Source organism: Mycobacterium yunnanensis (assembly GCF_025823185.1).
GTDB lineage: Bacteria > Actinomycetota > Actinomycetes > Mycobacteriales > Mycobacteriaceae > Mycobacterium > Mycobacterium yunnanensis.
Genome location: NZ_JACKVK010000011.1, coordinates 671,349 through 693,001, shown reverse-complemented (window position 1 = coordinate 693,001; position 21,653 = coordinate 671,349). Strand labels below are relative to the sequence as shown.

21 protein-coding genes are annotated in these 21,653 nt (G+C 67.7%); 16 read left to right on the top strand and 5 right to left on the bottom strand.

Annotation, left to right across the window (positions count from 1 at the left end):
- Positions 1-79: 79 nt before the first annotated feature.
- A complete protein-coding gene (locus H7K45_RS23105) occupies positions 80-979 on the top strand; it encodes a tyrosine recombinase XerC (protein WP_372512626.1) in 900 nt (299 codons plus the stop codon).
- On the opposite strand, the gene H7K45_RS23100 is transcribed toward H7K45_RS23105, so the two are convergent.
- Positions 927-1,451 (bottom strand): M23 family metallopeptidase, encoded by a 525-nt coding sequence (locus H7K45_RS23100; RefSeq protein WP_263998310.1) that lies wholly within the window; start codon positions 1,449-1,451, stop codon positions 927-929. The two genes, H7K45_RS23105 and H7K45_RS23100, sit on opposite strands and share 53 nt — an antisense overlap.
- A 297-nt stretch (positions 1,452-1,748) precedes the next feature.
- On the opposite strand from H7K45_RS23100, the gene rpsB reads away from it, so the two are divergent.
- Together rpsB and tsf are read left to right on the top strand one after the other, a co-directional pair.
- A complete protein-coding gene (gene rpsB, locus H7K45_RS23095; RefSeq protein ID WP_263998309.1) occupies positions 1,749-2,585 on the top strand; it encodes a 30S ribosomal protein S2 in 837 nt (278 codons plus the stop codon).
- Positions 2,586-2,596: 11 nt separating this feature from the next.
- Positions 2,597-3,412, top strand: coding sequence for a translation elongation factor Ts (tsf, locus tag H7K45_RS23090; protein ID WP_263998308.1), 816 nt, complete (start codon positions 2,597-2,599; stop codon positions 3,410-3,412).
- 66 nt (positions 3,413-3,478) lie between these two features.
- Here the strand turns inward: tsf and H7K45_RS23085 are convergent, their stop codons facing one another.
- Positions 3,479-4,171, bottom strand: a complete 693-nt coding sequence (locus H7K45_RS23085; protein ID WP_263998307.1) for a cytochrome P450 — start codon at positions 4,169-4,171, stop codon at positions 3,479-3,481.
- A gap of 356 nt (positions 4,172-4,527) precedes the next feature.
- Here H7K45_RS23085 and H7K45_RS23080 point away from each other — a divergent pair, with 356 nt between their 5' ends.
- From H7K45_RS23080 to H7K45_RS23040, 9 genes are all read left to right on the top strand, one after another.
- On the top strand, positions 4,528-5,970 hold the full coding sequence (locus H7K45_RS23080) for an amidase (protein WP_263998306.1): 1,443 nt from the start codon (positions 4,528-4,530) through the stop codon (positions 5,968-5,970).
- A 149-nt stretch (positions 5,971-6,119) separates the two neighbouring features.
- On the top strand, positions 6,120-7,283 hold the full coding sequence (locus H7K45_RS23075; protein ID WP_263998305.1) for an FtsX-like permease family protein: 1,164 nt from the start codon (positions 6,120-6,122) through the stop codon (positions 7,281-7,283).
- 2 nt (positions 7,284-7,285) lie between these two features.
- A complete protein-coding gene (locus tag H7K45_RS23070) occupies positions 7,286-7,852 on the top strand; it encodes an FtsX-like permease family protein (protein WP_263998304.1) in 567 nt (188 codons plus the stop codon).
- 3 nt (positions 7,853-7,855) lie between these two features.
- Positions 7,856-8,596, top strand: coding sequence for an ABC transporter ATP-binding protein (locus H7K45_RS23065; protein ID WP_263998303.1), 741 nt, complete (start codon positions 7,856-7,858; stop codon positions 8,594-8,596).
- Positions 8,597-8,685: 89 nt separating this feature from the next.
- A complete protein-coding gene (locus tag H7K45_RS23060; protein ID WP_263998418.1) occupies positions 8,686-10,152 on the top strand; it encodes an APC family permease in 1,467 nt (488 codons plus the stop codon).
- A 4-nt stretch (positions 10,153-10,156) separates the two neighbouring features.
- A complete protein-coding gene (locus H7K45_RS23055; RefSeq protein ID WP_263998301.1) occupies positions 10,157-12,172 on the top strand; it encodes a primary-amine oxidase in 2,016 nt (671 codons plus the stop codon).
- 87 nt (positions 12,173-12,259) lie between these two features.
- Positions 12,260-13,000 (top strand): UMP kinase, encoded by a 741-nt coding sequence (gene pyrH / locus H7K45_RS23050; RefSeq protein ID WP_263998300.1) that lies wholly within the window; start codon positions 12,260-12,262, stop codon positions 12,998-13,000.
- 56 nt (positions 13,001-13,056) lie between these two features.
- Positions 13,057-13,614, top strand: coding sequence for a ribosome recycling factor (frr, locus tag H7K45_RS23045; RefSeq protein ID WP_263998299.1), 558 nt, complete (start codon positions 13,057-13,059; stop codon positions 13,612-13,614).
- Positions 13,615-13,647: 33 nt separating this feature from the next.
- A complete protein-coding gene (locus tag H7K45_RS23040; protein ID WP_263998298.1) occupies positions 13,648-14,526 on the top strand; it encodes a phosphatidate cytidylyltransferase in 879 nt (292 codons plus the stop codon).
- Here H7K45_RS23040 and H7K45_RS23035 read toward each other — a convergent pair.
- On the bottom strand, positions 14,437-15,384 hold the full coding sequence (locus tag H7K45_RS23035) for a DMT family transporter (protein WP_263998297.1): 948 nt from the start codon (positions 15,382-15,384) through the stop codon (positions 14,437-14,439). The two genes, H7K45_RS23040 and H7K45_RS23035, sit on opposite strands and share 90 nt — an antisense overlap.
- A gap of 156 nt (positions 15,385-15,540) precedes the next feature.
- Between H7K45_RS23035 and H7K45_RS23030 the strand changes: the two genes are divergently transcribed.
- From H7K45_RS23030 to H7K45_RS23020, 3 genes are read left to right on the top strand one after another with little or no spacing between them, the layout of a single operon-like run.
- Positions 15,541-16,392, top strand: a complete 852-nt coding sequence (locus H7K45_RS23030; RefSeq protein WP_263998296.1) for a LysR family transcriptional regulator — start codon at positions 15,541-15,543, stop codon at positions 16,390-16,392.
- Between the two features lie 14 nt (positions 16,393-16,406).
- The gene (gene rlmN / locus H7K45_RS23025; protein ID WP_263998295.1) at positions 16,407-17,498 is read left to right on the top strand and encodes a dual-specificity RNA methyltransferase RlmN; all 1,092 of its coding nucleotides are present in this window, start codon (positions 16,407-16,409) and stop codon (positions 17,496-17,498) included.
- 15 nt (positions 17,499-17,513) lie between these two features.
- A complete protein-coding gene (locus tag H7K45_RS23020; protein ID WP_263998294.1) occupies positions 17,514-18,953 on the top strand; it encodes a WS/DGAT/MGAT family O-acyltransferase in 1,440 nt (479 codons plus the stop codon).
- Here H7K45_RS23020 and H7K45_RS23015 read toward each other — a convergent pair.
- On the bottom strand, positions 18,950-19,204 hold the full coding sequence (locus tag H7K45_RS23015; RefSeq protein ID WP_263998293.1) for a DUF2631 domain-containing protein: 255 nt from the start codon (positions 19,202-19,204) through the stop codon (positions 18,950-18,952). The two genes, H7K45_RS23020 and H7K45_RS23015, sit on opposite strands and share 4 nt — an antisense overlap.
- A 61-nt stretch (positions 19,205-19,265) precedes the next feature.
- Positions 19,266-20,558 carry a cryptochrome/photolyase family protein gene (locus H7K45_RS23010; RefSeq protein WP_263998290.1) on the bottom strand — a complete coding sequence of 431 codons (1,293 nt, stop codon included), beginning with the start codon at positions 20,556-20,558 and terminating at the stop codon, positions 19,266-19,268.
- A 90-nt stretch (positions 20,559-20,648) separates the two neighbouring features.
- Here H7K45_RS23010 and puuE point away from each other — a divergent pair, with 90 nt between their 5' ends.
- Positions 20,649-21,569, top strand: coding sequence for an allantoinase PuuE (gene puuE / locus H7K45_RS23005; protein WP_263998289.1), 921 nt, complete (start codon positions 20,649-20,651; stop codon positions 21,567-21,569).
- Positions 21,570-21,653: the final 84 nt, after the last annotated feature.

The following is a 21,653-nucleotide window of genomic DNA, read 5'->3' as shown; positions in this document are numbered from 1 at the left end:
GAATTCGGGACACGAACTGCTGCGGCGGGTGACGCCGGGACCGGTCTGTCACCGTAAGGGAGTGGCGGCGGCGGTCGAAGTGGTGCTCGAGGAGTTCGACGAGTACCTCGCCCTGCACCGCGCCCGCTCGGCGCACACCCGCCGTGCCTACCTCGGTGACCTGCGCTCGCTGTTCGCCTTCCTCGGCGAACGGGTCGGCGGGGACCCGTCGCTGGACGGGCTGTCGCTTCCGGTCCTGCGATCGTGGCTGGCGTCGCAGGCGGCCACGGGTGCCGCGCGTACGACGCTGGCCCGGCGCACTTCGGCGGTCAAGACCTTCACCGCCTGGGCGTCGCGGCGGGGACTGATGGACGGCGATCCGGCGGTGCGGCTACAGGTGCCGCGGGCGCGGCGCTCGCTGCCTGCCGTGCTCCGTCAGGATCAGGCCCTCGACGCGATGGATGCCGCCACCTCGGGCGCGCAGCAGGGCGATCCGATGGCGTTGCGCGACAGGTTGATCGTGGAAACGTTGTACGCCACCGGGATTCGCGTCAGCGAGCTGTGCGGTCTCGACGTCGACGACGTCGACGCCGGCCAACGAGTCCTGCGCGTGCTCGGCAAGGGTGACAAACAGCGCACCGTGCCCTTCGGTGAACCCGTCCTTCGAGCCTTCACCGCCTGGCTCACCGACGGCAGGCCCGCCCTGGCCACCCCGCACTCAGGACCGGCCCTGCTGTTGGGCGCCAGGGGCGGACGCATCGACCCGCGGCAGGCAAGGACCGTCGTGCACCAGACCATGGCCGCCGTCGCCGGTGCCCCCGACATCGGACCGCACGGGCTAAGACACAGCGCGGCGACGCACCTGCTGGAGGGTGGCGCCGACCTGCGCGTCGTCCAGGAACTGCTCGGCCACTCGTCGCTGGCGACCACGCAGCTCTACACCCACGTCACCGTGGCGCGGCTGCGCGCGGTGCACGACCAGGCGCATCCACGGGCTTGAGCCGAAGTTCAGCAGTGACGACGAGGCCGAGCGGGTCGACGTAGTCCGCGCGCGAGGCCGGACCCCACATCGCACCCCAGTGCAGGCACGCCGCGGCCCCGCAACCGGGGTGACCGGCGAGCACGACGCCCACCACGCTGCCTGCGTCGACGAGCTGACCCACCCGCACGGCCGCGTCGACCGGCTCGTAGGTGGTCCGCAGCCCGCCGGGGTGGGCGATGGAGACCAACGGCCGTCCCGCCAGCTCACCGGCGAATACGACGGTGCCCGCCGCCGCGGCGTGGACGGTCTGGCCCGCCGCCGCGGCGAGATCCACCCCGCGGTGCCCCCGGTTCCAATTCTGAGCAGGTGCGTCGAAGGCCCTGGTCACGGCCGGACGGGGTCGTAGCGGCCAGCCCAGCCGGTCGCCGTCCGCGTACGCGGGGGCGGCGGCGAGCAGTCCGAGACACAACAGGACGGCCGTCGACTTCATCGCACCAGTTCAGCTCGCCGGCCGGCGGCTGGGAAGGGGGTAGGCGGGCGCCTGTGGATGAACCGGCCGCCGCACATCCGCGCGTGGCAAGAGCATGCATGTCAACGGTGTAAACTCAGTCCCGCAATCCGTGTGAACGGGTTGACTTCGCGCGCCCGTGCCGCAGCCTCGATTTCCCAAGGTTGCACATGCATGCCGGTTGGTCCCGTGGCGACACGGGTCCGGCACGCAACGGGCGCCAGGGTCCGGCGTCACCCGACACCGGACGGCAACCGACTGAAGAAGGACAAAGCCACCATGGCTGTCGTGACAATGAAGCAGCTGCTGGACAGCGGCGCGCACTTCGGGCATCAGACCCGTCGATGGAACCCCAAGATGAAGCGGTTCATCTTCACCGACCGCAACGGCATCTACATCATCGACTTGCAGCAGACGCTGACCTACATCGACACCGCGTACGAGTTCGTCAAGGAAACCGTCGCCCACGGCGGCAGCATCATGTTCGTCGGCACCAAGAAGCAGGCGCAGGAGTCCATCGCCGACGAGGCCACCCGAGTCGGGATGCCGTTCGTCAACCAGCGCTGGCTCGGCGGCATGCTCACCAACTTCTCCACCGTGCACAAGCGCCTTCAGCGGATGAAGGAACTCGAGGCCATGGAGCAGACCGGTGGCTTCGAGGGTCGCACCAAGAAGGAAATCCTGATGCTGACGCGCGAGAAGAACAAGCTCGAGCGCAGCCTCGGTGGTATCCGCGACATGCAGAAGGTGCCCTCGGCGATCTGGGTCGTCGACACCAACAAGGAGCACCTCGCCGTTGCCGAGGCCCGTAAGCTGAACATCCCGATCCTGGCGATCCTGGACACCAACTGCGATCCCGACCTCGTCGACTACCCGATCCCGGGCAACGACGACGCGATCCGCTCGGCCGCACTGCTGACCAAGGTGATCGCCTCCGCGGTCGCCGAGGGTCTCAAGGCCCGCTCGGGTGCCGGCGCCGACAAGGGCGCTGCCGAGGGTGGCGCCGAGCCTCTGGCGGAGTGGGAGCAGGAACTGCTCGCCACCGCCACCGCACCGGCGGCTGCTCCCGCTGAGGCGGGACCGGTCGCCACCGAGACGACCACTGAATCTTCGTAGGAGAGAGAAAATTGGCGAACTACACCGCTGCCGACGTCAAGCGACTTCGGGAGCTGACCGGCTCGGGCATGCTCGACTGCAAGAACGCCCTGGTCGAAGCCGACGGTGACTTCGAGCGGGCCGTCGAGGTCTTGCGCATCAAGGGTGCCAAGGACGTCGGCAAGCGCGCCGAGCGTGCCACGGCCGAAGGGCTCGTCGCTGCCAAGGGCGGCGCGCTGATCGAGCTGAACTCAGAGACGGACTTCGTCGCGAAGAACGCCGAGTTCCAGTCCGTCGCCGCGCAGATCGTCGACGCCGCTGCCGAGTCCAAGGCGACCGACGTCGACGCCCTCAAGGCGGCGAAGGTCGGCGACACGACCGTCGAGCAGCTCATCGCCGACCTGTCGGCGAAGATCGGCGAGAAGCTCGAACTGCGTCGCGTGGCGTACTTCGACGGCACGGTCGAGGCGTACCTGCACAAGCGGTCCTCGGACCTGCCGCCCGCGGTGGGCGTGCTGGTCGAGTACACCGGGGGCAACCCCGAGGTGGCGCACGCCGTGGCGCTGCAGGTCGCGTCGATGAAGGCCAAGTACCTCACGCGTGAGGACGTTCCCGCCGAGGCCGTCGCCAACGAGCGTCGCATCGCCGAGGAAACCGCTCGCGAGGAGGGCAAGCCCGAGCAGGCCCTGCCCAAGATCATCGAAGGTCGTCTGACCGGCTACTTCAAGGACGTCGTCCTCCTGGAGCAGCAGGCCATCTCCGACGACAAGAAGAGCGTCAAGGCGCTGATCGAAGACGCCGGATTGACCGTCACCCGGTTCGTCCGCTTCGAGGTTGGCCGCAGCTAGGCACGAGCACGAAGGAGGCCCCGCGTCTCCGCCGGTGATCCCGGCGGACGCGGGGTTTCTCCGTTTCTAGGCATCGCCCGCCGGGAGATCGGCGCGGTGACAACGGACGGGTAAGCCGCGGAGCCCGTGCATGATCGTGCTGTTGCGATACTCCGTTGGCCCCGTCGTCGCCAGCTCGAGCCGGTCGAACCGCTCCAGCAGCTTGCTCAGGGCGATGCTGCCTTCCAGTCGGGCAAGGGGAGCCCCGAGGCAGTGGTGGATCCCGTGACCAAATGCCAGATGCCCGTTCGGCTTTCGAGTGAGGTCGAGTCGGTCGGGGTCGTCGAAGCGCGCAGGGTCGCGGTTGGCCCCAAGCAGGGAGATCATCACCAATTCGTTCGCGGGGACGTCGACGTCGCCGATGCGGATCGCTTCGGTGGTGAAGCGAATGGTGGCCACGTTGACCGGGCTGTCGTACCGCAGGATCTCCTCGACCGCGGCGGGCATCAGCGACGGGTCGGCACGCAGCGCCGCGAGCTGGTCGGGGTTCTGCAGCAGCGCGAGGATGCCGTTGGCGATCAGGTTGACCGTGGTGTCATACCCCGCGACGATCAGCAGGAAGACGCTGTTGAGCAGCTCTCGCTCGGAGAGTCGGTCACCGTCGACCTCCTCACCGGTGGAACTGTCGAGGAACGGCACCACCAGCGCCTGGAACCGGCTCCGGCGATCGCCGGGGATGCCGAGGAGCTCGTCGGCGACGTGCTCGATTCGAGTGCGCATGGCGTCGGCCGCCCGCATGGTGAAGGCCCTGGCGACGAGCTTGCGGAGCCGGGTGGGAACAGCTCGAGCGTGCCATCGCGGTCCTTGCTCAGCCGCGGGTCGGCCAGGAGCGCCCTGGCCTCGTCGTAGCGGGTGACCAGCCAGACGGGGACGGTGTCCCACATCGTCACTCGGCTGGCCGGACCCTCTGCCCGCAGCCGGTGCAGGACCGGAACGGGGTTCCGCGTGAAGGCTGCATCCAGTGACATCGATTCGTTCATGCGTCCTCCATGGCTCCGTGGTCAACCAGGAGCTGGAACGCGCGGGCCCGGCCGATCGCTTACATCCCGGCGACCCGCCATTGCTAGCGTCACACCGTGACCCTGGTTTCGGCATTCGACGACGACGCGCTCGGACGACTCGACGCGGTGGGCCTCACCAAGGCTCTCGCGTCCGGCGCGGTGTCTCGGGTCGAGGTCGTCGACGCGGCGATCGCCCGCACCCAGAAGGTCAACCCACAGCTGAACGGCGTGGCATTCGAGGCCTTCGACGCGGCCCGGGCGCGTGCCGCGGCGACGACCCGTTACGGCGGTTTCTTCGACGGGGTGCCGACGTTCGTCAAGGACAACTCCGCCGTCGAGGGCATGCCGACGATGGAGGGCACCGACGCCTGGGACCCGCGGCCCGAGCCCGCTCACGGCGACTTCGCCCGCGTCTACCTGTCGACCGGCCTGGTGGCACTTGGCAAGTCCCAACTCTCGGAGTTCGGCTTCAGCGCCGTCGCCGAGCACAACCGCCTCGGCGCGGTCCGCAACCCGTGGAACACCGAGTACACCGCGGGGGCGTCGTCCTCGGGGGCCGGCGCCTTCGTCGCCTCCGGTGCGGTGCCCATCGCGCACGCCAACGACGGCGGTGGATCGATCCGCATTCCCGCGTCGTGCAACGGTCTGGTCGGGCTGAAGCCGTCGCGGGGGCGACTGCCGCTGGACGCCGACATGCGTCAGATGCCCATCAAGATCGTGGCCAACGGCGTAGTGACCCGCTCGGTGCGCGACACCGCCGCGTTCTACCGCGAGGCCGAGAAGGTCTGGCGCAGTTCCACACTGACTCCCATCGGCGACGTCACGCGGCCGGGGCGGGCGCGGCTGCGCATCGCGGTGTTCACCAAGTCGGTCAAGCGGGAGTGCAGCCCGGAGGTGCGCGAGCACACGCTGCGCACCGCCGAACTGCTCGAACGGATGGGGCACCGGGTCGACTACCTCGACGCGCCACCGGTGCCGGCCTCCTTCATCGACGACTTCCTGCTCTATTGGGCGCTGCTGGCCTTCGCCCTGGTGCGCGGGGGCAAGAGTCGCTTCGGCGAGACGTTCGACAGAGGCAAGCTCGACAACCTCACCCTCGGGCTCGAGGCGTTCGCGGCGGCCAACCTCCACCGGCTGCCGGTGGCGGTCGCCCGGCTCGCGACGCTGCGCCGCCGGATGCTGCCGCGGGTGCGCGACTACGACGTCCTGCTGACGCCCACTCTGGCCGAGGTGCCACCTCGCGTCGGGCACCTCGACCCGACCGCACACTACGACCAGATCGTGGAGCGGCTCGTCGACTGGGTGGCGTTCACCCCGTTGCAGAACGTCACCGGTGATCCCGCGATCTCGCTACCGCTGGGCCACTCGACCGGCGGATTGCCCGTCGGCATGATGTTTAGCGCACGGATGGGTCACGAGGCCACGCTGCTGGAGTTGGCCTACGAATTGGAGGAGGCCGTGCCCTTCACGTCCATCGCCGCCGCCGTCGCTGCGGAATCCGACGCCGGATCACGCTGATCGGCAACAGTTTTCATCTGAAGTCGCTTCGGGCTCGACGGAATCCGTCGACGCCGTGACACAGCACCGTAATCGAGCACGCGCGTAGTTAACCTTCCGGACATCACGGGTGGCAATTAAAGAAACACGGCGACCTGACCATCGCCTGTGTGGACTCCGCTGCGCCGACGACCGCTCGACCACCGGCAATAGCCGCTGCGTCCGGTAACACCTTTGGGTACTTGGTTCGGTTCGCGCTGGCCAACATTCGGCGCCGACCCGAACGGTTCGTGCTCTCCGTCCTCGGCATCGCCCTGGCGATAGCGTGCGTCACGATCGTGCGGACCATCTCTTCGAGCTTCGCCATCACCGGCGCCGACTCGGTGACCGACGTCCTCGGTGGTGCCCAACTGTGGGCCGTACCCGCCGCAGGGGTGCACTTCGACCCGGACGCCCAGGCGCTGGTCGCGGACGGCGCGGCGCCCCAGCTCGTGCTGCCCCCGGGGTGGCGCGGCGTTCACACGCTGTCCGGGCTGACGACAGTCGACGGCAACGCCGTCTCGCTGCGCGGTGCCGACCAGATGTCCTCGGGCCAAACGACGATGGGGTCGGCGCTGGCCGACCGCCTCGGGGTGGGGTCCGGAGACCGGGTGGAGATAGGCGGTCAGAGTTTGGTGGTCGACGTCGTGGGGGACGGGCAGTCCGCCGTCGTCTCGACTGACCTGGCGCGATCGGTCGTCGGCGAAAAGGGGTGGTGGACGGTGTTCGCGCCGGACGGCCGTGACAAGGACCGCACGCTTGCTCAATCCTTCGGTGCGGCAACCGGTCTTCCGTTCACCGCCGACCCCTCAATGCTCCCCGATGCCAGTGGCGCCGGCCTGATCTACGACACCGTCGGCGGCAACGGGCCGCTGACGTTCGAGCAGAAGTTCTCGGCGTTGTTCTCGGGCAAGGTGACCAGCTCGACGTTGGGACTGATCTCGACCATCGGGCTGGGGCTCGGATTCGTCATCGCGGTCTCGTCGTTCCTGGCGGCCGTGCAGGAGCGCAAGCGGGAATTCGGCATCATGTCCAGCATTGGTCTCGCCGACGAAGTGCTGTACTTCTTCCTCGTCGAGTCGGCGATCGTCTTCGTCGTCGCCTACGTGGTCGGCATCGCCGCCGCGGGGGCCGCCGTAGCCCTGGTGATTCCGGGAATTGCGACCCCGACGGCGTGGCTGCAGGCCAGCGCGATGGTCGCCGCGTTCCTCCCGGCCATGGCGATCGTCGGAGCGTTGGTTCCGGTCCATCGACTGCTGCAGCAGCGACCCGTCGACCTGTTGGGAGACCGCTAGACATGTTGAGCAAGGGTCTGGCCTACGGCTGGCTCGCCGCCCGCCGGCGGATCGGCGAGATGATCCTGCCCGTGGTCACCACGGCCACGGGTGCGTTCCTCGTCGTCCTGGTGTTCGGAATGCAGGACGGCATCCGGGCGCAGTCCGCGTCACTCGGACACGCCGACGAGATCGGCCGGGCGGTCGTTCTGATCGCGGTGACCGTGTTGCTGGTAGGCGTCGTCGAGGTCGCGGTGGCCACCACCAGGACCGTCGCGCACCGCACCAAGGAACTCGGGGTGCTCGGCGCCAACGGCGTGCCCCGCACGCCCGTCGTCGCGGCGCTGCTCGTCGAGCCGTTGGTGGCAGCCGTCCTCGGCGCTCTCGTCGGCGCCGCTCTCGCGGCCGTCGTCGTATTGGGCCTCGGCGCAACCGGTTTCGTGCCCACCGGAGTCGAGGTTGGCGGACTGCTCCTGGGGTCGGGCATCGCCCTGGTGGTCAGCATCGTCGCCGCGCTGGTCACCAGCGTGGTACCCACGTGGACCGCAGCGTCGCGGCCACCCATTCGCTCTCTTTCCGGTGGAGGTTAGTTCATGACGGTCGTCAACGACGAGAACACCGCGGCCGACGCCGCGACGGTCCCTTCGCCCAGCGGGCCGGCCGCACCGGTCATCGAAGTCTCCGACGTGTGGAAGCTGCACCAGCTGGGCGACGAGGTGGTCAAGGCCCTCGTCGCCGCCGACCTGACGGTGATGCCCGGGGAGTTCGTCTGTCTGATGGGGCCCAGCGGTAGCGGAAAGTCCACGCTGCTCAACATCATCGGCGGACTGGACCGACCCACCAAGGGATCGGTTAGCGTCGCGGGGAAGGACACGGGCAAGCTCACCGAGAGCCAGTTCGCCGCGCTGCGACACGACACCATCGGCTTCATCTTTCAGAGCTACAACCTGATCCCGTTCCTCTCGGCGGTCGAGAACGTCGAGCTGCCACTGATGTTCGAGCCCTACGATCGGAAGTCCTTGCGCACCAGGGCCATGGAGCTTCTCGAGCTGGTCGGCCTGGGTCACCGGGTGCATCACCAGCCCACCAAGATGTCCGGTGGTGAACAGCAGCGCACGGCCATCGCGCGTTCGCTGATCAGCAACCCGACGCTCGTCCTCGCCGACGAGCCGACGGCGAACCTGGACCACAAGACGGGCGAGACGGTCGTGCGGATGCTGCGCGACCTGTGCTCGACCATGGGCGTCACCGTCGTCGCCAGCACCCACGACCCGATCGTCGCCGAAGAGGCCAGTCGGGTCGTCCGGATGCGCGACGGCCAGATCGTCGACTGATCCTCCCCACCCCGACCACACCGAAGGAAACCACTGTGACTCAAGAAATGGAAGCGCGGCCGTCGGGCACCGCCGAGCGCGACGCGCTGATGACGACCGAGCTCGTCCCCGAACAGATCCTGCCCAAGGTGATGAGCACGTTCGGCCTCACCGCGGCATACGTGTTCATCATCTGCTGGATCACCGGATCGTCGGTGATGGCCGCCGGAGGCTGGACGGCGATCCCCATGTGGGTGCTGGGCATCATCAGCTTCCTGGTGCCCGCCGGCATGGCCGTCGTCGAACTCGGCAACCTGTGGCCCGGGCAAGGTGGGGTGTACATCTGGGCGCACCGCACCATGGGTGAAACTTGGGGATTCATCGGCGGATACCTGTCCTGGGTGCCGGTGATCCTCAACGCCGCGTCCTCGCCTGCGGTCGTGCTGCAGTTCCTGCTGCTGGCGTTCCACACCGAGCTCGGGTTGACGACGAGCATCATCCTGCAGCTGGTGATCCTCTGGACGGTGGTCGGACTGGCGCTGGCCAAACTCGCCGCCAACCAGAAGATCATGAACGTCGTCTTCGTCGTCTACGGCGTGCTGACGCTGACCATCTTCGTCTGCGGTCTGCTGTTCGCCGTCAAACACGGCTCGGCCACCCCGTTCGACTGGCACGAGGCGACGGTGCCCAACTTCGCCGTCGCGGGTTTCCTCTACGGCACGGTGCTGCTGTACCTGCTCGGCGTCGAGACGCCGTACAACATGGGCGCGGAGTTCTTGTCGGTACGCAAGAGCGGTCCGCGGATGATCCTGTGGGGTTCGACCGCGCTGGTGGCCATCTACCTGCTGACGACGCTCGGCACGATGATGGCGCTGCCCGGGGACAAGATCGACCCCGTCACCGGAGTCATCGCCGCGCTCGGAGTCTCCGGCTTCCCCGGCCTCATGGAGATCTGCGCCATCGTGCTCGCGGGCATCATCGTGGTGGCGTTGATGACCTACCAGGTGGCCTACTCCCGGTTGATCTTCGTCTCCGGGCTGGAGCGGCACCTGCCGCGCATCTTCACCCATCTGAACCCGCGTACCCGAAACCCGGTGACGGCCATCCTCATTCAGGGCGTGCTGTCCTCGCTGATCCTGGTCGGGCTCTACTCGCAGAGCAGCATGGCCAACGTCACCATCTACCTGCAGGGCGGTCTGAGCACCGTGTGGTTGCTGTCGGGCTTCTTCTTCCTGATTCCCGTGGTCATCGCGCGCAAGAAGTACGCCGACCGCTACGTCAACGAGAAGTTCTGGCGCATCCCCGGCGGCATGGCAGGCGTATGGGCGGTCGTCGTCGTCGGTTCGATCGGCACCATCGCCGGCGTCTACTACTCGTTCGTCACGCCGTGGATCGACGTGCCGCAGGCCACCTGGATGACGTGGGTCGGCGGCATCAGCGTGGGCATGTTCGCCCTCGGCCTGATCGTCTTCGTCTTCGGCAAGCGCTCGGCCCAAAAGGTGAGCAAGGAGGACTCGTTGGCGCACTTGGCCGTCTTCGACCTCACGAAGTCCGAATCAACCACAGACAAGGTCTGAACACATGACACTCGACAGCACCACTCGAAGCGCCGACGCCACCGCGGGCTCGACGAGCTATCCGCTGGACCCGCTGACGGGGGAGGAGATCCAGTCCGCGGCGGCCATCGTCATGGCATCCGAATTCGCCTCGCCTACGCTGAAATTCGTGATGATCCACCTCGCGGAACCGGCAAAGACCGCCGAGTTGACCTTCTCGGGCACCGACATTCCGCGCTGCGCGTTGGCGACGATGTACGACGCCGCGGCGAAGATGGTCTACGAGGCGATCGTCGACCTCGGCGCGAGCATGATCGAATCGTGGAAGGCGATCCCTGGCCGCTTCCCGTCCTACCTGGTCGAACACATGACCGGGGTGGAGGAGAAGGTTCGCGAGGACCCGCGGTGGCAGGAGGCGATGCGCAAGCGCGGCATCACCGACTTCTCCCTGGCGATGATCGACCCCTGGCCGGCCGGTTACTACGGGACCGGCGACCACTACGACAACTCGCCGCTGATCTGCCGACCGCTGACGTTCATGCGGGCGGCACCGTCGGAGCACGGGTACGCCCGTCCCGTCGAGGGATTGATCGTCACCTTCGACCTCGACCACATGGAGATCCTCGACATCGAGGACCACGGTGTGGTGCCGATGCCGCCGACGGCCGGAAACTACGACCCGCGCTTCATGTTCGACGCGAACAACCGGCCGGCGTTCACCGAATTCCGGTCCGACGTCAAGCCGATCGAGATCACCCAGCCCGAAGGCCCCAGCTTCACCGTCGACGGGTGGCACGTCACCTGGCAGAAGTGGTCGATGCGCATCGGCTTCAACCCGCGCGAGGGCGTCACCGTGCACGAGGTGACCTACACCGACCGCGGGGAGACCAGGCCGATCCTCTACCGGGGATCGCTCTCGGAGATGGTGGTTCCCTACGGCGACACCTCGCCGACGCACTGGAACAAGAACGTCTTCGACATGGGCGAGGTCGGGATGGGCTTCTCGGCCAACCCGCTGACCCTGGGGTGTGACTGTCTCGGCGAGATCCACTACTTCGACGGCACGGTCAACGACTCCGACGGCAACGCCGTCACCATCCCGAACGCGATCTGCATGCACGAGGAGGACTACGGGATCTCTTGGAAGCACACCGACTTTCGCACCGGTGAAGTCGAGGTGCGTCGGTCCCGGCGTCTGGTGGTGTCGATGATCTGCACCGTCGGCAACTACGAGTACGGCTTCTTCTGGTACTTCTACAACGACGCGTCGATCGAGGTCGAGGTCAAGCTGTCGGGCGTGCTCACCACGGGTTCGATCGCCGAGGGCGAGGTTCCGCGCTGGGGCAAGCTCGTCGCACCCGGCATCTACGGCCCCAACCATCAGCACTTCTTCAACTTCCGCCTCGACATGAGCGTCGACGGGCCGGGAAACAGTGTGTACGAGGTGGATTCGATTCCCGAGCCCGACCCGGCGCTCAACCCGCACAAGAACGCCTGGATCACCCGCGACACCCTGGTCGAATCCGAGGCCAAGGGTGCCCGGGACTGGGACTGGAACACCGGCCGGTACTGGAAGGTGACCAACCCGTCCAAGACGAATGAACTCGGCAGTCCGACGGCCTACAAGCTGGTGCCGCGCGAGATCGTTCCGGTCATGGTGCAGGAGGGTTCCTACATCTACGACAGGGCGAAGTTCGTCCAGCACAACCTGTGGGTGACCAAGTACGAACCGGGGGAGATGTACGCCGCCGGCGACTACATGTATCAGTCGGCCGACGCCCAGGGCCTGCCGGAGTTCATCGCCGACGACGCTCCGCTGGAGGACACCGACGTGGTGCTCTGGTACACCCTGGGCGCTCACCACATCGTGCGGCCGGAGGACTGGCCGGTGATGCCCTGCGCGTACGCGGGCTTCCATCTCAAGCCCATCGGCTTCTTCGACGGCAACCCGGCGCTGGACCTCCCGCCGTCACCGCCGAAGGCATGCCACGCCGCACACCACGCGGGTCTGCCGGTCGCGGAGCGGGCGCTGGAGTCCTAGCTCGAGGGGTAGCGCTCACCCCTCCGTGCCCCCAATCCAGCCGTTTGGCAGGATTGGGGGCACTCGCGTGCGGACCGAAGGAGTGACATGGCGGAAACGGTCCTGGCGGACCCCAGTGAGCGACCGGGCTATTCGCGCGTCCTGCTCAAGCTGGGCGGGGAGATGTTCGGTGGCGGACAGGTCGGCCTCGACCCCGACGTCGTCGCCCTGGTCGCCCGGCAGATCGCCGAGGTCGTCCGCGGTGGCGTGCACGTCGCCGTGGTCATCGGTGGCGGTAACTTCTTCCGCGGCGCCCAGCTGCAGCAGCGCGGCATGGAGCGCAGCCGCTCCGACTACATGGGCATGCTCGGCACCGTGATGAACAGCCTTGCGCTGCAAGACTTCCTGGAGAAGGAAGGCATCGACACCCGGGTGCAGACCGCCATCACGATGGGCCAGGTCGCCGAGCCGTACATCCCGGGTCGCGCGCGCAGGCATCTGGAGAAGGGCCGCGTCGTGATCTTCGGAGCCGGCATGGGCCTGCCCTACTTCTCGACCGACACCACCGCCGCGCAGCGCGCGCTGGAGATCGGCGCCGAGGTCGTGCTGATGGCCAAGGCCGTCGACGGCGTCTACACCGACGACCCGCGCACCAATCCGGACGCCGAACTGCTCAAGTCCATCACCCACCGCGAGGTCATCGACCGCGGCCTGCAGGTTGCCGACGCCACGGCGTTCAGCCTCTGCATGGACAACCGCATGCCCATCCTGGTGTTCAACCTGCTCGTCGACGGCAATATCGCACGCGCAGTGGCGGGTGAGAGGATTGGGACGCTGGTCACCACCTGACGGGTGGACGACGGGAGTTCATTCCGGGACGAGCGACACGGACGGGAGACGATGAAGTGATCGACGAAACCCTCTTCGAAGCCGAGGAGAAGATGGAGAAGGCGGTCTCGGTCGCCCGGGACGATTTGTCGTCCATCCGCACCGGTCGCGCCAATCCCGGCATGTTCAACCGGATCAAGATCGAGTACTACGGCTCGCTGACGCCGATCACCCAACTCTCCAGCATCAACGTGCCAGAGGCTCGGCTCGTCGTCATCAAGCCCTACGAGGCGAACCAGTTGCGCCCCATCGAGGACGCGATTCGCAACTCCGATCTCGGCGTCAACCCGGGCAACGACGGCAACGTCATCCGGATCTCGATCCCTCAGCTGACCGAGGAGCGTCGCCGCGATCTGGTCAAGCAGGCCAAGGCCAAGGGCGAGGACGCCAAGGTCACGGTGCGCAACATCCGCCGCAAGGCCATGGAGGAGCTCGCCAGGATCAAGAAGGACGGCGAAGCGGGTGAAGACGAGGTCGGGCGCGCCGAGAAGGATCTGGACAAGAGCACCCAGACCTACACCGCGCAGATCGACGACCTGGTCAAGCACAAAGAAGGCGAGCTGCTGGAGGTCTAGGTCGCAGCAGACCTGACCTTCAGCGACAGCACGGTGGCAGACACCGACACGGCGTCCACCGACGGACCCGAGAGCCCGGCGCCCAAGAAGAAGGCCGGCCGGGCCGGACGCGACCTCCCCGCCGCGATTGGCGTCGGAGCGTTCCTGGGCTTCGGCGTCATCGCGATCCTGGTGTTCGCGCCGCTGGGCTGGGTCCCGGTGGTCGCGGTCGCGATGGCCGTCGCCACCCACGAGGTGGTGCGCCGGTTGCGGACCGCGGGCTACGCCATCCCGATCGTCCCGCTGCTCGTCGGCGGCCAGGCCATCGTGTGGTTGACCTGGCCGTTCGGCCCCGCCGGGGCGCTCGGCGCGTTCGGCGCCACGGTCGTGGTGTGCATGATCTGGCGGCTGCTGTCCGGCGGGCTGAAGAATCCGCCGCAGAATTACCTCCGAGACGTCACCGCGACGATCTTCCTCGCCGCCTGGATTCCGCTGTTCGGTGCGTTCGGCGCGTTGCTCGTCTACCCGGAGGACGGCCGCTGGCGCGTGCTGTGTCTGATGCTCGGGGTCGTGTTCAGCGACATCGGCGGCTACGCGGCGGGCGTGCTGTTCGGCAAGCATCCGATGGTGCCGGCGATCAGCCCGAAGAAGTCCTGGGAGGGTTTCACCGGTTCCTTGATCTTCGGGACGGCCGCCTCGGTGCTCGCCGTCGCGTTCCTGCTGGAGAAGCCGGCCTGGGTCGGCATCCCGCTCGGTGTGATGCTCGTCCTCACCGGCACCCTCGGCGACCTGATCGAATCGCAGGTCAAGCGGGACCTGGGAATCAAGGACATGGGCACCCTGCTACCCGGCCACGGGGGTCTGATGGACCGGCTCGACTCGGTCCTGCCCTCGGCCGTCGCGGTGTGGGTCGTCCTCACGCTTCTTGCCTGACGCCCGGGAGTTCACCCAGCAGGCCAGCGCTCCGAGCACCAGGCCCACCCCGACGCCGACGTCGACTCGTTGCCCGAGCATCAGCCAGGACAGCACGCCGGCGACGGCGGGGATGACACAGAACAGCATCGACACCGCGGCCGCACCGTGCAGGTTGATCGCCCGAACGTAGAGCGAGACCCCCAGTGTCGCGTTGAGCAGCACCACGCCCACCATGCCCACCACCGCATGCGTCACGTCGTGCACCACGAAGGGCGTCGCGAGGCTCAGGGCGACCGCCGGGATCGCCGCCACCGCGTTCTGCACGGCGGTCGAGGCGCGAAAGTCGACGTCGGCGCAGAATCGTTGCTGATAGACCCCGCCTGCCGCCAGCCCGCCCAGCGCGACCAGGAGCAGCAACACCGCGGGGTCGACGCCGTGCTGGGCGACGAGTCGGCTTGCGCAGGCCGCGAGCACCGCGACCACTCCGAGCACCAGCGCCAGGATGCGCAGCGGCGTCAGCCGGTCCTTCAGGAAGGCCGCGGCGAGCATTGCCGTCGCCACGGGGTTCATGGCGACGACCACGGCGCACAACACGGCCGGCGCCCCGTGCTCGATGGCGACGTACATCGCGCAGAACTGCGTCGCCTGCATCAGCAGACCCGTGACCGCGACGTGGCCCAGCGCCCGGCCCCGTGGCCAGCGCACACCGACGACCTTGGCCCAGCTGCCGAGGATGAGTCCGGCCAGCACGAACCGCACTGCGACCACCGTCATCGGCGACATGGCGTTGACCGCCAGGTTCCCGATCGGATACCCCAGGGCGTAGAAGAACGTCACGGCCGCAGCCGTCGTCATGGGCATGCGCGTGGGGGACATGGCTTTCATCGTGGCGACTGCCCGGCGTCACGGTCCAACGAATTTCGGCGATCGTGATCGATCACGGTTGCTGATCGATCTACCGGGCGGGGCGGCCTCCCGTCGCCGTTTGACCCGATCTTTGATCGTCGCTGCTGATCGGAGTACCTTGGCGGGGTGAGTCAGGTCCTGGACATCGCGCCCTTGCGCAGCGTGGTCGCCGTCGCCGACTGTGGTGGATTTCACCGTGCCGCGACCGTCCTGCACCTCACCCAGTCCGCCGTCAGCCAGCACGTCCGGCGCGTCGAGGCGGTCGTCGGGGGACCGGTCGTGGAGAAGTCGGGCCGCGGCGTCGCCTTCACCGAACTCGGTCACCGGCTGCTCTTCCACGCCCGGACGATCCTCGCCGCGCATGACGCCGCACTCGCCGATCTCGGCGCCGCCGAGGAACGACTCCTGGTGATCGGTGCGACCGAGCACGGCGCCGACGTCATGCTGCCCGGTTTGACCGCCGCGCTAGGGCAGCGGCTGCCGCAATGGCGACTGCGATTCCGGCTGGACCGCAACGTCACTCTCGCCGACGCGATCGAGCGTGGCACCGTCGACCTGGCGGTGATGCTGGACGGCAGCGGCCTCGATCCGGCCAACGCATCGGGAATCGTTGCGCTGAAGTGGGTTTCGGGCCGGAGCTTTACGATGCCTGCCAATGACCCGCTGCCCGTGGTGATGTTCTCCGAGCCGTGCACGCTGCGCGAGCCGACGTTCTCGGCACTCGACCGCATGGGCATGCCCTACCGGATCGCCGCCGACAGTTCCGATTTGGCCGGGTTGTTCGCCGCGGTGCGGTCCGGCCTCGGGGTCGCGTTGTTGCCGATGATCGGACGGCTGCCCGACGGGCTGTGCCTGGCCGAGGGAATGCCTCCCACCAGCCGTGCGACGGTGTTCGTGCGGGGCCGCACCGGGGTGGACGCCAGTGCCCTGGCGGCCGTCGACGCAGCGGTTCGTGACGTCTTGAGTGAACAGGCCTGATAATGAGCGAGACCATGAAACTTCCGTTGGTTTTCGACGCGCCCTCGCGCGGGAAGCCCCCGCGCCACTTCGCCGACCTCGACGACGACGCGCGCGGCACGGCCCTCGCCGAACTCGGGCTGCCCGCGTTCCGGGGCAAGCAGTTGGCGAATCAGTACTTCGGCAGGCTCATCGCCGACCCCCACGCCATGACCGACCTGCCCGCCGCACTGCGTGAGCAGGTGGCCGAGGCGCTGTTCCCGCGGCTACTGGACGTGGTGCGCTCCATCGAATGCGACGGCGCGGAGACTCGAAAGACGTTGTGGCGCGCCATCGACGGCACCACCATCGAATCGGTGCTGATGCGCTACCCCAACCGCAGCACCCTGTGCCTGTCCTCGCAGGCGGGCTGCGGCATGGCCTGCCCGTTCTGCGCGACCGGTCAGGGCGGTCTGACGAGGAATCTCACCACCGCCGAGATCCTGGAGCAGGTCCGCGCGGCCGCGGCCGTCATGCGCGACGACCATGACGGGCGACTGTCGAACATCGTCTTCATGGGCATGGGCGAGCCGCTGGCCAACTACAACCGCGTCCTGGCGGCGGTCAAGCGGATCATCGCCCCGGCGCCGCACGGGTTCGGCATCTCGGCGCGCTCGGTCACGGTGTCGACGGTCGGGCTGGCGCCCGCGATTCGCAAGCTGGCCGACGAGCGGCTCGGCGTCACGCTGGCCCTGTCCCTGCACGCCCCCGACGACGAACTGCGCGACACCCTGGTTCCGGTGAACAACAGGTGGAACGTCGGCGAAGCACTGGATGCCGCAAGGTATTACGCGGACACCACCGGCCGCCGCGTGTCGATCGAGTACGCCCTCATCCGCGACGTCAACGATCAGGCCTGGCGCGGTGACCTCCTCGGCAAGAAGCTGCACGGCGCGCTGGGTCCGCTGGTGCACGTCAACGTCATCCCGCTCAACCCGACGCCGGGGAGCAAGTGGGACGCCAGTCCCAAGCCTGCCGAGCGCGAGTTCGTCAGACGCGTCCGCGAGCGCGGGGTGTCCTGTACCGTGCGCGATACCCGGGGTCGTGAAATTGCCGCTGCCTGCGGCCAACTCGCCGCGGAGGGCTAGCGAAACGAGGGAGCGATGAGACGGCTCAACGGCGTGGACGCCCTGCTGCTGTACACCGAAGCTCCCGAGATTCACATGCACACCCTCAAGATCGGGATCCTCGACGTCTCCGGTCTCGACGGGGCCTTCACCTTCGAGTTGTTCCGCCGAGTGGCCGAGCCACGACTGCTCGCGCTGACGCCGTTGCGCTACCAACTCGTCGACATTCCGCTCAGGCTTCACCATCCCATGTGGGTCGAGAATCCGGGCCTCGACTTCGACCACCACATCCGCCGGGTGTCGGTCCCGGCGCCCGGCGGCCGACGCGAGCTCGACGAGCTCATCGGCGAGATCGCCGGTACGCCATTGGATCGCGGCCGCCCGCTGTGGGAGATGTACGTCGCCGACGGCCTCGTCGGCGACCGGGTGGCGATCATCCACAAGGTGCACCACGTACTCGCCGACGGCGTCGCCTCGGCCAACCAGCTCGGCTGGGCCATCCAGGCCGATCCGCCCGAATTCCCCGCCCAGCCGATCCGCACCGAGCCGCGCGAGCGGACCAGGAGCGGGCTGGTGATGGCCGCCGGTCGCGACCACGCCCGGCAGATCCGCAGGCTCCCAAAGCTGATGGCCGACACCGTCGGCGGCGTCACCAAGGTGCGCCGTCGCGCCAGGGAACGCGGCTCCCACCCCGAGCTGGCGCCGAACTTCGCGCCCCCACCGACGTTCATCAACCACGTCGTGTCACCGACCCGCCGCTTCGCGACCGCGCCGATGGCGCTGGCCGACGTCAAGGAGACGGCGAAGACGCTTGGTGTCACCATCAACGACGTCGTGCTGGCCACCGTCTCGGGGGCGCTGCGGGAGCTGCTGCTGAAGTACGACGGTGCCGCCGATTCACCGCTGATCGCCGGTGTACCGGTCAGCTACGGCGACTCGGATCGGTTGGCGGGCAACGAGTTCACCTACATGACCCCGTCGCTGCCCGTGCACGTCGCAGACCCGATCGAACGGCTCCGGCTGACGGCGACCGCGACGGCGGTCGCCAAGGAGAACACCAACCTGCTCGGCCCCGGGCTGATCCCCAGCTGGCTCAACTTCCTCCCGCCGGCCATGGCGCCACCGGCGTTCCGCTGGCAGACCAAGCGGATGGAGTCGAGCATGTTCATGAACCTCACGGTCTCGAACGTGCCCGGGCCGAGGGAACGAGGCTCGTTCGGGGGAGCGGTGATCAGCGAGATCTATTCCGTCGGGCCGTTGGTTGCAGGCAGTGGCCTCAACGTCACGGTGTGGAGCTACGTCGACCAGCTCAACGTCTCGGTGCTGACCGACGATCTGACCACGGAGGATCCGCACGAGATCACCGACGCGATATTCCGGTCGTTCGTCGCCCTGCGCGGTGCGGCGGGCTTGTCCGAGGTGCTCACCGAGGTGGGCGACGCGATGCCGCTCGCAGCGTCGACTGTGTCGGGTTAGCGGGTCCAGCCACGGCGGCGCAGCCACCAGTCGCGGAACACGATGCCCCAGATCGTCAGGGCGAAGCCAATGAGGAAGATGTCCTCGACGTGGCCCTGGTGGTTGCCGCGCAACATGGCGAGCATGAAGAACCCGGCCAGGATGCCGCCGATCTGGATGGCGCGGTGGCTCTGCTTCGACCAACCCCACTCGGCCGACGGCACGTCTTCGACGTCGACGCCGGTATGCCGTTCGACCTCGGTGTTCGCCACGATAGCTCCTCAGGGGGTGCGGTCAACTGCGCCCATTCTGGCATACGACAGGGCGTCGTATTCAGCGGACGCCCTCGTATCGCCTCAGCGCCTCGAGGCGCTCGGCAGCGTGGTCGACCATTGGCTCGGGATAGTCGTCGCCCCCGCACTCGGGCACCCAGCGCTTGACGTAGGCGCCGTCGGGATCGAATTTGTTGCCCTGCGTCGTGGGGTTGAACACCCGGAAGTACGGCGCCGCGTCCGTGCCGCAGCCGGCCGCCCACTGCCAGCCGTGCTGATTGCTGGCCATGTCGCCATCGGTGAGCTGCTCGAGGAACCACCGGGCCCCCCACTGCCACGGCAAGTGCAGATCCTTGACGAGGAACGACGCGGTGATCATCCGCACGCGGTTGTGCATGAACCCGGTCTCGGCCAGCTGCCGCATTCCGGCGTCCACGATGGGGAAGCCGGTCTTGCCCGCCTTCCAGGTCTCGAAGCGCTTCTCCGCGTCCTTGTCCTCGTCGACCTCGATGCGGTCGAAGTTCTTGTTCCAGTTCCACCACGTGCTGTCGGGCCAGGCGTGCACGACGGTTGCGTAGAAGTCGCGGAAGGCGAGCTCGCGCAAGTAGGCCTGGGCGCCCTTTCCGCCGCCGAGATCCGCGGCCATGGTGCGCGGATGAATGGTGCCGAACTTGAGGTGCGCCGACATGCGGCTGGTGCCTTCGTGGTCGGGTCGATCGCGGTCGTCGGCGTAGTCCTCGAGCGCGGAGTTCACGAACTTCTTCCACGCCTTGCGCGCCGCCGCCTCCCCGGCCGGGTGGTCCAACTCGGCGTCACCCCTCGGAATGTCCACGCCGCCACCCACGTCGGCCGGGTCGATCCAGCGGGCCGACTTCGCCGTGGTCCGGGCGGGCGCTCGCCACCCGTGGGCCTTCCACGCCGCGTAGAAGGGCGTGAATACCTTGTACGGCGTGCCGTCGTCCTTGGTGACGCGGCCAGGGGAGACCAGGTACGGGGACCCGGACTCCTCGAGTGGCACGTCGCCGAGGGCCTTTCGGACGGCGTCGTCCCTGCGCTTGCCGAAGTCGAGGTAGTCGCCGGACACGTGGACGGAGGTGGCCTTGGTCTTCTTGACCAGTGCGGGAATGCGGTCCACGGGGTTGCCCTCGACGACCAGCAGCCGGCCGTCGAGTCCGTCGCGCAACTCTCGCAACGAGTCGTAGAGGTATTGCAGCCGGCGGGGGCCGCCCGACTGCTTGAGCCGGGGGTCGAGCACGTAGCAGGCCAGGACCTCCTGGTCACCGTCGGCGGCCTCGAGCAGGGCAGGCAGATCGTGCAGGCGCAGGTCGCGTCGAAACCACAGCAACGTTGGCATGCCCTTGATCTTCCCTGTCGCATGCTGCGGGAAAACGCTCAGGTGGACCGTCGTCAGGAATTGGACATCGTCCACTGCGACAATCCCACCATGACGCCGACGACCGACGACTATCCCCGCGACATGGTGGGGTACGGGCCGCATCCGCCGAATCCGCACTGGCCCGGTGGCGCTCACCTCGCCGTGCAGTTCGTCCTCAACTACGAGGAGGGCGGCGAGAACAACGTCCTGCACGGTGACGAGTCCTCCGAGACGTTCCTTTCGGAAATCATTGGTGCACAGGCGTTTCCAAATCGCCACATGAGCATGGAATCGCTCTACGAGTACGGTTCGCGGGCGGGTCTGTGGCGCGTGTTGCGGATGTTCGACGACCGCGGCCTGCCGTTGACCATCTTCGGTGTGGCGACGGCGCTGGCCCGCAACCCGGAAGCGGTGGCGGCCTTCCTGTCGCGGGGCGACGAGATCGCCTGCCACGGCCTCAAGTGGCGGAGCTATCAGTTGGTCGACGAGGAGGTCGAGCGCGTCGAGATGGCGGAGGCGGTGCGCATCCTGACCGAGCTGACCGGGGAGGCCCCGTTGGGCTGGTACACCGGCAGGGATTCACCCAACACCCGTGCGCTCGTCGTCGAACACGGTGGCTTCCTGTACGACTCGGACTCCTACGCCGACGACCTGCCGTATTGGACGACGGTCTCGGGCCGCGACCACCTCGTCGTGCCCTACACGTTGGACACCAACGACATGAAGTACGTCGCCGCGAGTGGGTTCCCCTCTGGCGGGGAGTTCTTCACCTATCTGCGCGACGCGTTCGACGTCTTGTACGCCGAGGGTGTGGCGGGCGCTCCGAAGATGTTGTCGGTAGGCCTGCACTGTCGGCTCGCCGGACGGCCCGCGCGCATCGCCGCTCTCGGCCGGTTCCTCGACCACGTGCAGGCTCACGACGGGGTGTGGATTCCGCGCAGGGTGGACATCGCCCGGCACTGGCGGGAGAACTTCCCGCCGCCGGGCTAGCACACAGGGCCGACATTTCTGGGCGTCAGGTTGGGGTTGTCCACAGTGCGGCGTTCATCCACAGAACGCCTGTAGCAGAACGTT